Source organism: Streptomyces sp. NPDC002328 (genome assembly GCF_042890065.1).
Taxonomy (GTDB): domain Bacteria; phylum Actinomycetota; class Actinomycetes; order Streptomycetales; family Streptomycetaceae; genus Streptomyces.
The window spans coordinates 194,693-208,104 of record NZ_JBIARQ010000011.1; the positions used below are offsets into that span (position 1 = coordinate 194,693).

At 69.8% G+C, this 13,412-nt stretch carries 15 protein-coding genes, 1 tRNA gene and 1 other RNA gene; 8 read left to right on the forward strand and 9 right to left on the reverse strand.

Annotation, left to right across the window (positions count from 1 at the left end; all coding sequences use genetic code 11):
* Positions 1 to 23: 23 nt before the first annotated feature.
* From ACFYX4_RS26270 to ACFYX4_RS26305, 8 genes are read right to left on the reverse strand one after another with little or no spacing between them, the layout of a single operon-like run.
* Entirely contained in the window at positions 24 to 617 is a 594-nt protein-coding gene (locus tag ACFYX4_RS26270) for a histidine phosphatase family protein (protein WP_389338122.1), read from the reverse strand.
* Positions 610 to 1,371 carry an SDR family NAD(P)-dependent oxidoreductase gene (locus ACFYX4_RS26275; protein WP_389338125.1) on the reverse strand — a complete coding sequence of 254 codons (762 nt, stop codon included), beginning with the start codon at positions 1,369 to 1,371 and terminating at the stop codon, positions 610 to 612. The genes ACFYX4_RS26270 and ACFYX4_RS26275 overlap by 8 nt, the downstream gene beginning before the upstream one ends.
* The gene (locus ACFYX4_RS26280) at positions 1,356 to 2,492 is read right to left on the reverse strand and encodes a hypothetical protein (RefSeq protein ID WP_389338129.1); all 1,137 of its coding nucleotides are present in this window, start codon (positions 2,490 to 2,492) and stop codon (positions 1,356 to 1,358) included. The genes ACFYX4_RS26275 and ACFYX4_RS26280 overlap by 16 nt, the downstream gene beginning before the upstream one ends.
* A complete protein-coding gene (locus ACFYX4_RS26285) occupies positions 2,489 to 3,646 on the reverse strand; it encodes a glycosyltransferase family 9 protein (RefSeq protein ID WP_389338132.1) in 1,158 nt (385 codons plus the stop codon). The genes ACFYX4_RS26280 and ACFYX4_RS26285 overlap by 4 nt, the downstream gene beginning before the upstream one ends.
* Positions 3,643 to 4,218 carry a phosphoribosyltransferase family protein gene (locus ACFYX4_RS26290; RefSeq protein ID WP_389338135.1) on the reverse strand — a complete coding sequence of 192 codons (576 nt, stop codon included), beginning with the start codon at positions 4,216 to 4,218 and terminating at the stop codon, positions 3,643 to 3,645. The genes ACFYX4_RS26285 and ACFYX4_RS26290 overlap by 4 nt, the downstream gene beginning before the upstream one ends.
* 41 nt (positions 4,219 to 4,259) lie before the next feature.
* Complete coding sequence (locus ACFYX4_RS26295) at positions 4,260 to 6,059, reverse strand: DUF4254 domain-containing protein (protein ID WP_389338138.1); 1,800 nt, start codon at positions 6,057 to 6,059, stop codon at positions 4,260 to 4,262.
* On the reverse strand, positions 6,056 to 6,703 hold the full coding sequence (locus ACFYX4_RS26300) for a hypothetical protein (RefSeq protein ID WP_389338141.1): 648 nt from the start codon (positions 6,701 to 6,703) through the stop codon (positions 6,056 to 6,058). Before ACFYX4_RS26300 ends, ACFYX4_RS26295 begins: the two co-directional genes overlap by 4 nt.
* Positions 6,704 to 6,706: 3 nt before the next feature.
* Positions 6,707 to 7,174 (reverse strand): NUDIX domain-containing protein, encoded by a 468-nt coding sequence (locus ACFYX4_RS26305; RefSeq protein WP_389338144.1) that lies wholly within the window; start codon positions 7,172 to 7,174, stop codon positions 6,707 to 6,709.
* Between the two features lie 284 nt (positions 7,175 to 7,458).
* Here ACFYX4_RS26305 and ACFYX4_RS26310 point away from each other — a divergent pair, with 284 nt between their 5' ends.
* From ACFYX4_RS26310 to ACFYX4_RS26340, 7 genes are all read left to right on the forward strand, one after another.
* On the forward strand, positions 7,459 to 8,532 hold the full coding sequence (locus ACFYX4_RS26310; RefSeq protein ID WP_389338338.1) for a helix-turn-helix domain-containing protein: 1,074 nt from the start codon (positions 7,459 to 7,461) through the stop codon (positions 8,530 to 8,532).
* A 25-nt stretch (positions 8,533 to 8,557) separates the two neighbouring features.
* Complete coding sequence (locus tag ACFYX4_RS26315; RefSeq protein WP_389338147.1) at positions 8,558 to 9,127, forward strand: isochorismatase family cysteine hydrolase; 570 nt, start codon at positions 8,558 to 8,560, stop codon at positions 9,125 to 9,127.
* Positions 9,128 to 9,131: 4 nt separating this feature from the next.
* On the forward strand, positions 9,132 to 10,046 hold the full coding sequence (locus ACFYX4_RS26320) for an FAD-dependent oxidoreductase (RefSeq protein ID WP_389338150.1): 915 nt from the start codon (positions 9,132 to 9,134) through the stop codon (positions 10,044 to 10,046).
* Between the two features lie 39 nt (positions 10,047 to 10,085).
* Positions 10,086 to 10,490 (forward strand): NUDIX domain-containing protein, encoded by a 405-nt coding sequence (locus ACFYX4_RS26325; RefSeq protein WP_389338153.1) that lies wholly within the window; start codon positions 10,086 to 10,088, stop codon positions 10,488 to 10,490.
* A 199-nt stretch (positions 10,491 to 10,689) separates the two neighbouring features.
* Positions 10,690 to 11,277, forward strand: coding sequence for a DUF4240 domain-containing protein (locus ACFYX4_RS26330; protein ID WP_389338156.1), 588 nt, complete (start codon positions 10,690 to 10,692; stop codon positions 11,275 to 11,277).
* A gap of 406 nt (positions 11,278 to 11,683) precedes the next feature.
* Positions 11,684 to 12,163 carry an AAA family ATPase gene (locus ACFYX4_RS26335; protein WP_389338341.1) on the forward strand — a complete coding sequence of 160 codons (480 nt, stop codon included), beginning with the start codon at positions 11,684 to 11,686 and terminating at the stop codon, positions 12,161 to 12,163.
* A gap of 47 nt (positions 12,164 to 12,210) precedes the next feature.
* Entirely contained in the window at positions 12,211 to 12,915 is a 705-nt protein-coding gene (locus tag ACFYX4_RS26340; protein WP_389338159.1) for an HNH endonuclease, read from the forward strand.
* Between the two features lie 185 nt (positions 12,916 to 13,100).
* Here the strand turns inward: ACFYX4_RS26340 and ACFYX4_RS26345 are convergent.
* A tRNA-Ser gene (locus ACFYX4_RS26345) sits at positions 13,101 to 13,188 on the reverse strand.
* 72 nt (positions 13,189 to 13,260) lie between these two features.
* Between ACFYX4_RS26345 and ffs the strand changes: the two genes are divergently transcribed.
* An RNA gene (gene ffs / locus ACFYX4_RS26350) (signal recognition particle sRNA small type) lies at positions 13,261 to 13,357 on the forward strand.
* Positions 13,358 to 13,412: the final 55 nt, after the last annotated feature.

Below are 13,412 nucleotides of genomic sequence, written 5' to 3' on the forward strand. Positions count from 1 at the left end.
GCGTAGTGGCTGGGGGCAGCCACTTACTGGGCAGGTCGCTGAAGGCCGGGTGCGGCTCGTTGATGGGCGGGCAGAAGGCGGAGTTCGGCGAAGTGCCAGGGCGTCTTCGCGGCGGTGGTGAAGGCAGCGGGGCCCTCTGGGAGGTGGGTGAGGACGCCAAGGAAGAGGGTGTGGGAGACGGCCAGGAGGGGACCGTGGCGCTGGGCGGTGTGGTGGAGGAAGGCGGCGCAGTGGCGGGCACGGGTGTGGAGGTCGGTGAGGCTTTCGCCGTCTTCGCAGCGTAGTGAGGGGTTGGCGAGGCGCCGGGCTCGCCAGGCGCGGTAGGCCGGCGGGTAGGTCTCTGCTGTGCGACCGAGGACGATGCTCGGGGCTCTCCATTCGGCGAGGAGGCCGGAGGTGCCCACTATCGGCAGGTCCGTGAGGTGCGAGACGAGGGTGGCGGTCTGGCGGGCGCGGGGGATGGGGCTGGTGACGATGGCGGTGATGCCGTTGGGGAGGGGGAGGGAGCGGCGTACCTGGTCGCGGCCCTCCTGCGTGAGAGTGGCCTCGTGCGGGGCGTGGTAGCCGGGGCGGTGGCCTTCGTAGGCGCCGTGGCGCATGAGCCAGATGTCAGCCAAGGATCCAGCCTCCGTCGACGCGCAGGGTCTGGCCGGTGATGAAGCCGGCGTCGTCGGTGGCGAGGAAGGTGACGGCCGCGGCGACGTCGTCCGGGCGGCCTCGGCGCTGGACGCACTGGCGGGCGAGCTGGCGGGGGGTCAGGGCCTCTGGGTCGTCGACCACGGTGTCCTCGGCGGGGACGCGGATGGAGCCGGGGGCGACGCAGTTCGCTGTGATGCCGACGGGGCCGAGTTCGCGGGCGAGGGCGCGGGTGAGTCCTTCGAGGCCGGCCTTGGCGCTGATGTAGCCGGAGAGGTCGTGGCGGCCCGCCGCGGCGAGGACGGAACCGATCGTGATGATCCGGCCCCAGCCGGCGGCCGTCATGGCGGGGGTGAGCTCGTGGGCGAGGAGGTAGTGGCTGGTCAGGTTGGTGGCCAGGGCCTCGTCCCAGTGGGCCGGTGTCGTCTCCATCCACGGCTGGCGGGGGTAGGCGCCGGCATTGCTGACCAGGATGTCGACCGGGCCGAGCCGGTCGTGGGCCTGGTGGGAGAGGGTACGCACGGCCTCGGCGTTGCGGACGTCGGCTGCCAGGGGAATCGCGGTGCCGCCGCTGTCGGTGATGTGGGTGGCGAGCTCGGCTGCGGCCTGGTCGTCGTGGAGGTGAGCGAGGGCGACGGTGGCGCCGTCGGCGGCGAGTCGGCGGACGATGGCCGAGCCGAGGCCGCCGGTGGCTCCGGTGACCAGGGCGGTGCGGCCGTTCAGGGGGCCGGGCATGGCGACTCCAATGGGCAGAAATAGGCGGTGGGGTCGAAGGTTGGGCTCATGGCCTCGGCGAGCCGGGCGAGGAGGACGAGCCGGTCCTCGGGGACCAGGTCGGCCAGGTTGTAGACGCCGAGGATGCGCATGGCCAGATACGGGCGGAGCAGGTTCGCCAGGTCCTCGCCGGGCCAGAGGCGGTCGGCGATCGGTTGTACGAGCTGGTTCCAGTACGTGGTCATGGCGGTTCGCCGGGGAGCTGAGACGCGCGGGGTGTAGTCGATGTGGATGGTGCTGGTGGTGTGATCGACGTCCGCTCGTCGGATCTCGGGGGTATTGGCCGGGACGTGGTCGAAGGTGGCCGGGTGGTCGGCGAAGGCGGCCGGGTTGTACGTGGGCACGAGCCAGCCGCCGAGGGCGGAGGCGTACCAGAGGAAGTTGGCGAACTCGCCGGGGATGCTGTTCATCCCGGCGGTGTCGTAGTCGAACCAGGCGAGCGGGTGGGCGAGATTGACGTCGGTGGGGTCGCCCTGGGTGAGGGCCGCCCAGACCGGCTCGCTCGTGGCGAAGTGGGCTCGGAGCCAGCGGAGGGTGGCGGCCCAGTCCAGGTGGTGCCGACGGCCATTGATGTTCAGGGTGTAGGTGTCGAGGCGAGAGACCGGGATGTCGATGAGGCCATCGGCGGTCAGGAAATCCTTGCCGGCGTAGTACGTGTCGAGTCGGCCGCCGGGGGCCGCACGGTCCCAGTACAGCTTGCGGACGACGTGCACCGGATCGGCCGGCCATGCCGTCCCGAGGATGACCTCGCGATACGCGGCCGTGAGCCGGTCCATGTAGGTACGGAGGTCGTCGCTCGGCTCGTCCGCGTTGAGGAGGTCGAGCAGGAGGCCCTGGTCGGTGCCGCCGGGGAGGCGTTCGTACGCGAAGAGGTGCCCGCCGGGCACGCGCAGGTGGGCGTGGCAGGCGGGGACGCGGTAGTGCCGGGCCAGACGAGCGTGGCCGCGGACCTCTTTGCGGGCTTCGGCCGCATCGCGGGTGTACTTCAGGAGCAGCGGGCGACCGAGGAGGTCGACGGGGCAAAGCAGGTTGCGGGTGAAGCGCCGTACCGGACCGAACCGAAGGAGAGGCCGGATGGTCATGGCCTTACCCCGTCGAGGAGTTCCAGGCCGATCTGGGCCAGCGCTGTGGGCAAGAAGGCGTCCATGTGCACGTCCGTGTCCGGGGCGATGGAGTCGCGGACGGGGCAGAGGTCGCCTTGGTGCATGCGGTCGGACAGGTCGGTGGCTACGGCGTGGTGGTGCGGCAGGCCGGTGCGCCACTTGCTGTGGCTGTGGCGCGCGTACAGACCGATGACCGGCGGGCAGCTGTACTCCCTGCCGCGCGCCATCGCAGCGAGGTGGGTGAGACCGGTGTCGTTGCCGACGATGAGGTGGCAGTGCGGGAAGAGGTCGACGAGGTGGTCGGCCGGCATCCCGTCAAGGCGGAGGACCTGCACATGGCGTCGAGGGGCCTCTGCGGTGATGCGGAGGCCCTCGCCCGGGTTGCCGCCGATGAGCAGCAGCCGGGCCTGGGTCTGCTGGGCCTCGGCGATGTGCTTGGCGAGCTCGACGTAGCGCTGGGTCGTGTAGTCCTTGCGTTCCGGCCAACTGGTGGCGGTGATGGCCCCGATGGTCAGGCCGCCCAGCCAGCCCACCGAGCGCAGTTCCTCCACGAGGTTGTTCGGACCGGTCGCGAAGGTGGGAGCGAATGGTGCCGTGCCGGGCAGACGGATGCCGAGGCGGCGCTCCAGCGCCAGGTAGTGGCGGGCGGGCAGGTCCGGGTGGGCACGGCCGTCGGTCGACCAGCACGGTGGGGCAGCCGGGTCCAGCACCAGGCACACCGCCGCTTCCGAGCTGTGGGACTCGATTCCCATCCGGTCTCCGATCACTGCACGCCAGCCGCTGGGCGTGGCGGCCTCGGGCGTCGTGATCAACCCGGCGCGGGCGATCAGCCCCGCGTACGGACCGACCGCCCGAACGGCCGCGCGAACCGACCGCAGCCGCAACCAGTCGAGGACCGCGCGGACCCCAGACAGCGCGAGGAGAGAGTCGCCGAGCTTCCCCTCGAAGGCCACCACGATCTCGCCACACCCGCTCAGGCGGTGGACGAGCTCGGTGGAAGGGGCAAGCGGGAGCGGCGCGCCGATGGGAACGCTGTCACGGTCGTACCCGAGCGGGGTCGTGTGGACGGCCCCGGCGGGGATGTCCAGGGAACCGTGGTGGAACCGGATCCCCGCCGGGGCGACCGCTGTCACGCCGGGCCCTCGATAGTGGTGAGGGAGACGAGCGGCAGACCGAGGTTGGCGAGGAGGTCGCGGGCTCCGCGGGTGGTGTCCTCCACCAGGCAGGCCGCCGCCAGCGGGACGGCGCCGGCCTCGCGGAGGCAGCGGGTGAGGTCGGCCAAGGTCCGGCCGGTGGTGATCTCGTCGTCCACGATGACGATCCGCTGGCCGGGGACGATGCCGTACGCGAAGACGTCGGTGCGCATCGCGTGGGGCTCGCTAAAACGGACCGCGCCGTCAAGGGGGAGGTGCAGCTTCCAGGCGATCTTGTACGTGAGGTGGCCGGCGCCGGCGAGGGAGACGGTCGGCAGGATGCCACCGGCGTCCAGGCCGAGGAGGAAGTCCACGGAGTCGAGTCCGTCCGGCACCTGCTCCTGGAGCCGACGCCACAGGTCGGCTCCGGTGTGGGCGAGGGTGTCGGGGTGGACCGGGTCTTCCAAGCCGTCGAGGGAGTGGATGACGCGCTCGCGACGACTGGTGGCCCCGACGCTGAGGCGCTCGACGATCCGGGCGGAGAAGGACGGCACGGCGGTGATTTCGGGCATGGCGAAGCTCCTGTCGGATGGGGAAGGAAGAAGGGGGCTATTCAGGCCGCGAGCTGGGCGGCGTACCAGGCGAGGAGCTGGTCGACTGCTGCGGTTACGGGCTTCAGGACGAGCTCGGTGTCGTTGTCGCGCCAGGCACTGGCGATCTCGGCCAGGGAGGGCACCGACACGGCGGGCAGGCCCGGCATGCGGGAGGCTGCGGCGAGGATCCGGTCGGGCCCGCACTCCCACTGGTTGTGCTCACGCAGGAGGAGACGGCAGGCCAGCACGAGGTGCTTGTAGAGCTGCCGCAGAGTTGTCGGACCCGCATCGGCGCGCAGGCGGCGCATGGTCAGGATGACCTGGGGGATTTCCCGGACGGCGGCGAGCGCGAGCTCGTCTCGGCTGATCGTCGGCAGTTCGAGGTCGGGTGCGGCGTGCAGGACGGGGCTGCCCTGCTGGAGCTGGTGGAGGACGAACGCCAGGCGCGAGGTGAGGTGCCGGGCGGTCAGCTCGCCGGGGGTGACGAGGGTGGGGCCGAGAGAGACCGCACCGCCCAGAGCGGTCCGGTACTGCTCCAGGGCCCCGTGGACCCGGTCGATGGCTTCGTGCTCGGCGACCACGAGCAGGTCCAGATCGGACCAGCCGGCGATCCAGGAGCCCTCGCCGGGGCTGCCGGTCAGGGCGACGAGCCGCACGCCGGGCCCGTATGCCCGTACCGCGTCCGTGAAGTCGGCCGTCGCCGAGGCGACGGCGGCTGGCAGGCCCAGCCCGTACGGGGTGGCTACACGCAGCGCCGTGGCGGCGGGCGGGGCGGCGATGCGCCGGAGGCGGGCCCGGAGGGCGGCGATGCTGCCGGTGTTGTCGATGACGTGGTCGGCGAGCGCAGCGACCTGGTGGGCCCCACGGCTCATCTTGATCTCGTCCTTCGCGGCGACGGCCTGGGCCAGCGTACCGGACCGTTCGACGCGTACGGCGAAGGAGGCGTCCAGGTAGACGATCTGGAGCGTGTCGCCCATGAGCTGCTTGAGTTCGGCGATCGAGGCGTCGTCGTGGACGGACTCGATGGTGAACAGCCAGGTGTCGACGTGGGCGTCCGCGAACCGGTTCAACTCGCCGAGCAGTAGCTCGGCCTGCCGACGGGCCGACAACGCGTACGGGTCCGCAAGGCCCTCCCGGTGGGCCGCCTGCCGCAGGAGGAAGCCGATCTTGAGACGCTGGGCACCGCACGTGCGCTGGACGAATCCGGCGCTGGTGCTCTTGCCACACTCGCTCAGCCCGCCGAAGGCGAGGACCCGGCGCAGGTGTCGGCTCGGCTTGATCTCCGCGGGGGCGGCGTCGTCCCGCCCGTACAGCTTGAAGCGGGCCGGTGCGGGAAGCCGGCGGCGGCCGGCGACGACGTCGGATACCAGCGCGTCGAGGGCGGCGCACAGCTCCTCCCGCTGGCCGTGGAGGGCAGGGACGCGCCGGCGGGCCAGCTCGTCCCCGGCCGCCGCCCGTTCGCTGTGCCAGATCCGCAGCGTCAGCACCGACAGGCGGTCGACGACGGAGGCGAGCGTCTCGGTGTGCAGCGGCGCGTCGGCGCGGCCCGCGTCCGCCAGCGAGCCGAGTACCTCGTCGGCCCGCTCAGCGAGGGCGTTACGTTCGGCGTTGAGCTGGTCGATCTCCCGCTTGCAGTCGGCGACCTGGGCGGCGGAGAGTAAGGCTCCGCGCACCCGGTCCTCGGTGTCCCACAAGCGGCCGTTGACGGTGTGGAGCCGGGTGACGGTGTCGTCCAGGCGGTGCAGGTCCTTGTCCTGGAGCGTGGCTATGGCGCGGGCGAGACCCGAGGGCAGGACCAGGGGCGGGGAGTTCTGGGTCATCGGGGACTCCCGTCAGTGAGTCGGCTGAGGCCAAGGCGATCGTGGACGTCGCCGTGTACGTCGTCCAGGGAGCGGTCCTCGCAGTCGACGACCGCGGTGTACGCGCCGTGATCGGCCTGGTGGAGCAGGACCGCGTGCAGCGTCTTCTGGTAGGCCGGGTAGATCCCGGTCCAGGGGCGGCCCTCGCGGGCGCTGGTGATGGCGTAGCTGCGTTCGACGTCGAGCGACGGGAGCAGGAGGATCGAGGTCTCCGGTGCGACGGCTCGCGAACCGGCGATGCCCGTGACGGTCTTGAACGCCTCGCCGACCGTCAGCCCGTCCTTGACCACGCAGGTCGCGGTGGCCACGGCGAGGAGCATGGGCAGGCCCCGGTCGAGCAGACCCGTGCGCCCGGCCTCGCGGGCTGCGGCCCGCTTGGCGTGACCGGTGAGCAGCATCTCGGTGAGCTCGACGGTCGTGGAGGTCTCGAACCACCACTGGGCGTAGTCGCCGGCTGCCACCCGCGCCCACGGCTCGGAGTCGTGCTCGTGGACCGCTCCCAGCGGCTGGAAGCCGTCCCACCGCTCGGCCAGTCGAACCAGGTGGGTCGTCTTGCCCGCGTTGTCAGGGCCGTTGAGGCTGACGAAGTCCGGGACCCGAGCCATCATTCACGCCTCGCGGATCGGGGTGTCGAGGACGGAGACGATCGCGTCCGCGTTCGCGGAGATGAAGTCGGCGAGTTCCGGCGGCATCAGGTTCAGCTCGCAGACGGCCTCGGCGGTGAACGGCACCCGGACCACCTCGTACCCGCCGCGCTCCGGCTTGGAGAACTCCGTCCCCGTCCGCGCGGCCAGGTCCATCGACTCCAGGCGCGCGGCGAAGATGTGCTGGACGCCCACGCCGCCCTCCAGCTCGTCGGTGATCAGGTGGACGAGCTCGGCGCGCTCCAGTTTGCCGCCCAGCTCCTCGAACACCTCCCGGTGCAGGGCCGCCTCGATGGTCGCGTCGTCAGCCTCGACCCCTCCGCCGACGGATACCCAGTACGGCTCCCTCCCGGACTTGGTCCGCTTGATGAGGATGAGCTCGTCGCCGTCGAGGAGGATCGCGCGGGCGTTGCGCTTGACGATGTCGGTCATGCCGTTTGCTCCTTCTGGTGGTGGTGGTGGTGATACAGGAGAGAACGGGCGGAGGGCCACCTGGTGGTGGTGGGAACCTCCCCGGCTCGGTGGACCCAGCATGGTGGAGACCGATGGCGGGGTGTGACGTACGGGTGCTGCAGCAATGCCGCACCACTGCTGAACAAGGCTGGCTACGCTGGACGTTTCGGCGTTCCACCGGGTGACGGACAGGGGGTACGACGGTGGTCACGGTGCAGCGATGGTCCGGCCGGGAAGCCCGGCTGTTACGCGACGCCCTGCGCATGAGCCTGCGGGACTTCGCCGCCTACCTGGGCGTGAGCGACCGGACCGTGTCGAACTGGGAAGGCGGTGGCGCGAGTTATCAGCCTCGTGGTGAATCCCAAGCCGTTCTCGACACCGCGCTCGGCCGCGCGTCGGAGGACGTGAAGGTCCGGTTCGCGGCAGCCCTGGGAACGAACGGCACTGCTCCAGCCGTCGCAGGCCGGATCGGAGTCGACTCCCACAAGTTCCTGCCAGTCTTTATCGGCGTCGAGCGCGCCGGCCGGCTCCGCGCACACATGAAACCGAGCGGGGACGACCAATGGTTGGAGTCCTCCTCGGCCCGCGTGGACCACCCCGAAGCGCAGGACTGCGTCCTGCATGTCTTTGCGTGCGGGGCTGCCGTCTTTCACCTCGTTCAACCGCACGAGCCCCCCGCGCTCACCGATCTCGCCGTCTGGCGCTACCGCTCGTACGCCTCCGACCTGCCCTGGGCACGGAACAAGCTCCGCGACCTCCTGGACGAGGACCACGACCGCATCCCCAATCCTGAGTACGTCCTCTCCCTGTACTGGCTCACTTCCGCGCCCTGGGCCGGAGACGCCTACGACACCGCCCTGCGCCTGCTGTCCACGCCCTCGGTCCTGGTCGACCGCGGCGCCCCGGGCGGTCCCGCGCCCTTGGACGGCACGGTCGAGGCATCGCTCCTCGCCACTGGCTTCGACCATCCGGACATCGTGTCCTTCGGCGTACGGGGAGTCTCCACCGGCTACGCCGGCTGGTCCGGCGTCGCCTACGCCTCCCACTCCCGAGAGCGCGGCCTCACCGTCGACGAGCTCGTCGCCTGCGAGCTGACCGTCCAGGCCCTGTGGTGCTTCACCCGCCAGGTCCAGCAGATGATCGAGGGCGGCCAGGACCCCTCCATGCCCGAGCAGTACGGCTGGCGCTTCCTGCGCGCCGCCTCCTCCCGGCTCACCACCGCCCGCGCCCAGGAGACCGCGCAGCACGTCCTGATGCGGGAGGCCATCATGAAGACCAGTGGGCTGGCCGAAAGGCTGCGCGCCGCACAGGACGCTCTGCGCGAGAGCGTTGGCTGAGAACACGGGGCAGGAGAGACAGCGGATGGACATAGGCAGCGCCGCACTGGTTGTGATCGACATGCAGAACGGCTTCGTGAACCACCACAGCCGTCACGCCGTGCGCGCGGTCTCCAACCTGGTCGCCCAGTGGTCCGCCGCCGGCCGCCCTGTGCTCTTCACCCGGTACTTCAACTATCCGGACAGCCCCTACGAGCGCTTCTTCCAGTGGAGCCGACTCCAGGAACCGCCCGAGACCGACATCGTCCCCGAGCTCGCGGAAGCAGCCCTCCGCGCACACGCGGTCGTCGACAAGACCGGCTATACGCTCCTCACCCCCGAGGCTGCCGAACTGATCCGCCAGGCAGGCTGGACCGACCTCGTCTTCTGCGGGATCGCCACCGAGAGCTGCGTCTTGAAGTCCGCGGCCGACGCCTTTGAGCACGGCTACGCACCGTGGATCGTCACCGACGCCTGCGCCAGCGACGCAGGCCCCGACGTCCACGACGCCGGCCTCCTCGTCGCCCGCCGCCTGATCGGAACCGGCCAACTCGTCACCAGCGACCACGTGATGAGCCAACTCACTGCGTACGCAGGGACCCCGGTGCTGGAATAGCCCCATGGCCGACACGCTGTACGACACCGACCTGATCATCATCGGCGGCGGCCCGGCCGGCTGCGCCGCCGCTCGCATGGCTGCCAGCGTCGGCATGCGCTCGATCCTGATCGAGCCGGACCAGCTGTGCCGCAACCTCTACCGGATCCCGGCCCTGAACAACGTCCTCGGCGGCTACACCAGCGGCCCCGAGCTCGCCGACTCCATCGTCGCGGAACTGAAGAGCACGGAGCTGTGCCGTCTCGAACTCGGCCGGCACGTCACCGCACTCCACGCCGACGACGACCGGGTTACCGCCACGGTGGACACCGGCAGTCGCCTCACCGCCCCGTACGCCATCGTCGCCACCGGCGTCGGTCCCCTCCAGCCCCGCGATGCCGCCTGGATCACCGCCCCCGAGGGCCTGACCCTGCCCCCGCTCTGGCAGGCCGAGGCGGACGACGCCGAGGGCCGCACCCTCCTCGTCCTCGGCGGCGACCGCCCGATCGGCACCTTCCTGCGCGCCCACCCGACCACCGACACCCGTCTGCTGGTGGCCTACCCGGCGACCGACGCGTACAAGATCGAGGAGATCCGCGAGGACCCCCGGGTCACCCTCCTCCCCGTCGATCACCTGACGCTGAGCTGCGAAGAAGGCACCCAGGTGTCAGCGGAAGTGGTGGTCTGGGACGGCACCCGGCGGACGGTCACGGCGGACGCCGCCTACCTCAGCATCGGAAACGCGCCCACCGCCCCACCCGGAGACCTGACCCGTGGCACGGACGGATACTGCTCGCCCACCGACCAGCACCCTCGCGTCATCGTGGCCGGCGACCTCCGCTCCGCCCGCTTCCAACGGATCATGACCGCTCTGGGTTCTGGCAGCGAGGCCGCGCTGCAGGCTTACTACGCGGCCAGGGAGCTGCTTGCTGAGGGCTGAGGCATACGGGGCGACGACGGCGCTCGGAAGGGAACCTCTATGACCAGTCAGGGCAAGGCGGCGGTCGCTGCAGCCGTCATCGTTCAGGAGGGGCGGGTTCTTCTCGTACGACGGCGTGTGGCGGAAGGCGCACTCTCGTGGCAGTTCCCGGCCGGGAAGATCGAACCGGAGGAGACCCCGGGAGAAGCCGCAGCACGTGAGACCGAGGAAGAGACCGGACTCCTCGTGACCCCGCAGAGAGCACTGGGACAACGGGTGCACCCCATGACGGGTAAAAAGATCCACTACGTCGCATGCCGTCCCGTCGGCGGCGAGGCGATCATCGCGAGTGAGGGCGAAGTGGCCGGCCTGACCTGGGCCGCGCACAGCGAGATTCCGCAGTACGTGCCGTACGGGCTGTTTGATCCGGTGCAGGACTACCTCGACGAGGCTCTGCTTGGTTGAACCCTGTAGGGCCAGCGCTCTTGAGGTGTAAGGAGCGTGTTGCTGGTGCAGCAGATTTCACCGCCGCTGTCACTCTCACCGCAATAGACGTCTGGCTTCCCGCCGCTGGCGGGCGGGGGAGACGCGGGGGACGTACCCGGTCGGGCGGAGAGGAGAACTCTCACAGGCGGTGTCATACCGAGATGGCAGAGTGCCGGCCATGGACATCGACCGGTTCTGGCAGCTCATCGAATCCGCACGTTCTTCCGCGACCGCCGTCGGCAAGCCCCTGGACGAGGTGCTGGTGGGGCTGCTCGCCGAACGCTCACCCCAGGAGATCCTGGAGTACGCGGAGCGGTTCGACGAGGTACATGACGGTCTGTACCGGTGGGACGTCTGGGCCGCCGCGTACCTCATCGGCGGGGGGTGCTCCGACGACAGCTTCATCGACTTTCGGGCCGGGGTGATCACCTTGGGCCGCGAGTGGTACGAGCGGGTCGCCGCCGAGCCGGACAGCCTTGCCGGGCACCCTGCCGTGGTGGAGGCGATACAGGATCACCGCGACGAGGCCCTGTTCTACGAGGAGATGAACTACGTGGCCGGCGGCGCCTTCGAGCTTCTTACTGGAGACTCGGATGCCTTCTACGAAGCCTGGGCCGAGTACAAGCCGGCCGATGAACACGTCGGCACGGAAGCCGACATGGGCGAGGACTTCGACTTCGACGCCGCCGAGGAGATGCACCGACGGCTTCCCCACCTCGCACGGCTGTCTCTCGGGCCGAATGAAGCACCCCATCCGCAACCGTGACGACCTGTCCATGGTCTACACGCCGGGTCTCCGTCCGTCTGCGCCAGCTCGAAGGCGAGCCCGGGGCGGACCGGCTACTCGAAACGGTCCTCGCACTGCTAAACGACGAATTGCTGCCTGGCGGTTTCCGTGTCGAGGAGGTCACCTCGCGCGGACTGAGCCAGTCGACCGACTCGGTGAGAGCCGACTCCTCCTCGAAGAGAGTGCGCATGGCCTCGGCGCGGTCGCGGTTCTGCGCGTTTCGTTCGAACACCCCAGTGCCGGCGAGCCTCCGGAAGGGACCATACGCGGCGTGGAACCAGCCTGACGGGGGTGAGGGCGACCACAACAGGCGGGAGTCCTTAGCGCCTGCCCTCACGCCGCTTACGGAACCCTGGACCTCCGCCGAGACGGCGATCGGCCGTACCTGCCCCACCCCGGCGTCGTCCTCATCGACGAGGTCGACGCCCACCTCCACGTCTCCTGGCAGCAGCGCATCGGCGAGTGGTTCAAGGCCCACTTCCCCGCCGTGCAGTTCATCGTCTCCACGCACAGCCCCTACATCTGCCAGGCCGCCGACCCGGGCGGACTGATCAGGCTTCCCGGGCCGAATGAGCAGGTCCCGCCCGAGGTAGTGGACGACGAGCTCTACGGCAGGGTCGTCTACGGGACCGGTGACGATGCGGTCCTGTCGGACTTCTTCGGACTGGAATCGCCATTCTCCCGCCGAGCCGAGGAGATGAGGGAGGAACTGGCAGACCTGGAGTACGAGGTTGCGACAGGGCGGGCCGACGCCGCGACGATGCAGAGGTTCCGTGAACTGCGCAGGAAGCTGGCCAGCTCACAGTCCACCCGCCTGGACGAGCTCGATCTGGGGGCAAGGAGACGGGGGGCCAGCAGTACGTGATCAAACTCGTACGGCAGCGCCTGTCCTCCGAACTGGAATCCTCCCTCGTGAGGCTGACCCAGGAACTCGCGGGCACTCCGATAGCCGAACGTATCGAGCACGCCGACCGGATGTGGGACCGGAGAACCGTACGCCGGGACGTCTACCGGCCAGTGAAGGACGAGCTTGAGACCATGGCCCCGGGCTTGGACTGTTGCATGTACTGCGGCAACCACATGGCCGACACGGTCGACCACTTCGTTCCCAAGTCTCGGTGCGCTCTCCGGACGTTCTACTGGCCGAACCTGCTGCTCGCCTGCTCCACCTGTAACTCTCGGTTCAAGAGAGATCAGCACAGGAGCGATGGGCTTGTCGGCTCCCTCCTTGTGGATCCGACGCGCGACGACCCCATCGAGCATCTCGATCTACAGCTGGAGAGTGGCCTCTACCGCGCGGTCGAGGGTTCGAAGAAGGGCCAGTGGACGATCGACGTGTGCGGGCTCAATGAGGGGAAGCGCCCAAGGGCCCGGGAGGGTGCCTGGCGGAGCCTGGGTGGCGACCTCAAGGGGTGGGCACGGGCGCGGGACGAGGGTCGACCGGACGACATGCGCTTTCATCTCTGGCGCATGCGCGACCAGCCCTTCGCCGATGTCTGCTACGCGGCCTTGCACAAGGCCGTCTCCGAAAACGCCGACGCCATCTTCGTGGATACGGACCCTCACGTCCTCGCCCTGCTGAGAGACGAGGAGCTGCGTGAGCTCCTCCTTCTGTGAGGGAGCGCACACGGTGGTGGCGCCTCTGTTCCTCAGCGTGTGCGCCACGAGCCATGCCGAATTGAGCGGGGACAGGGCCCCCAGATCAGGGGCGAACGGCAACTGAGACCAAAACTGAGACCACACACGTCGAAGGGCCCCACCGCGAACGGTGGGGCCCTTCGACATCGTGCCCGGTGAGGCACTGGCGGAGGATACGAGATTCGAACTCGTGAGGGGTTGCCCCCAACACGCTTTCCAAGCGTGCGCCCTAGGCCTCTAGGCGAATCCTCCGCCAGGAACATTACATGACCGAGAGGAGTGCTCGCGAACTCGTTGCCTGCCGCCCGCATCAGGTAACCTGAGCGCAGCTCCCCACGCGGCGCTATCTGACTGAACTCCCCCAGGGCCGGAAGGCAGCAAGGGTAGGTCGGCTCTGGCGGGTGCGTGGGGGGCGTCTTCGTTTTCGGGTGAAGACGGGGAGGCCGGGGGCCCGGGGCCGGGCCGGCGGGCGGGGC